At 44.4% G+C, this 563-nt stretch carries 1 protein-coding gene; it reads left to right on the top strand.

Features of this window, described 5'->3' with window-relative positions; all coding sequences use genetic code 11:
* Positions 1-147: 147 nt before the first annotated feature.
* Positions 148-563: alpha/beta fold hydrolase (locus ACQY8X_RS21145; RefSeq protein ID WP_428037099.1), on the top strand; the 416-nt coding region annotated here is incomplete at its 3' end.

Here is a 563-nt window from a genome sequence, read left to right as displayed (position 1 = left end):
TACAGTGGTTAATCCTTTTAGGCTCTATCCTTAGAACGTGGTGATATGATGTCATGCTTGATTCATTGTACATAGTGCTAATAACCTTCGTTTGTGTCAGTAGTTCCTGATAGAAAATGTAGGGAGAATCCTACAAGGAAAATAACCATGCTTTTCCCCGCCATTCAGCCCGATAGTCATTTTTATTTCCGGGTTTCCAGTATTCATGAACTCTATGTTGAGCAAAGCGGCAACATGGCCGGTATCCCGGTTGTTTTTCTACATGGTGGTCCGGGAGCCAGCTGTGAACCGGTGCATAGACGTTTCTTTGATCCCGAAAAATATCGCATTATTCTGTTTGATCAGCGAGGTTGTGGGAAATCACGGCCACATGCCAGCTTGCAGGACAATACTACTCAGCACCTGATTGAAGATATGGAAAAGCTGCGTCAGCATCTAGGGGTTGATAAATGGTTATTATTCGGTGGTTCCTGGGGTTCAACGCTAGCTTTAGCTTACGCACAGACGCATCCGGATAAAGTGCTTGGGCTGGTTCTAAGAGGTATATTTCTATGCAGACAACA

It is taken from the genome of Amphritea sp. (assembly GCF_050300915.1).
Classification (GTDB): Bacteria; Pseudomonadota; Gammaproteobacteria; order Pseudomonadales; family Balneatricaceae; genus Amphritea.
The sequence above is the reverse complement of the archived record's forward strand: the minus strand, read 5'-3'. Positions and strand labels throughout refer to the sequence as shown.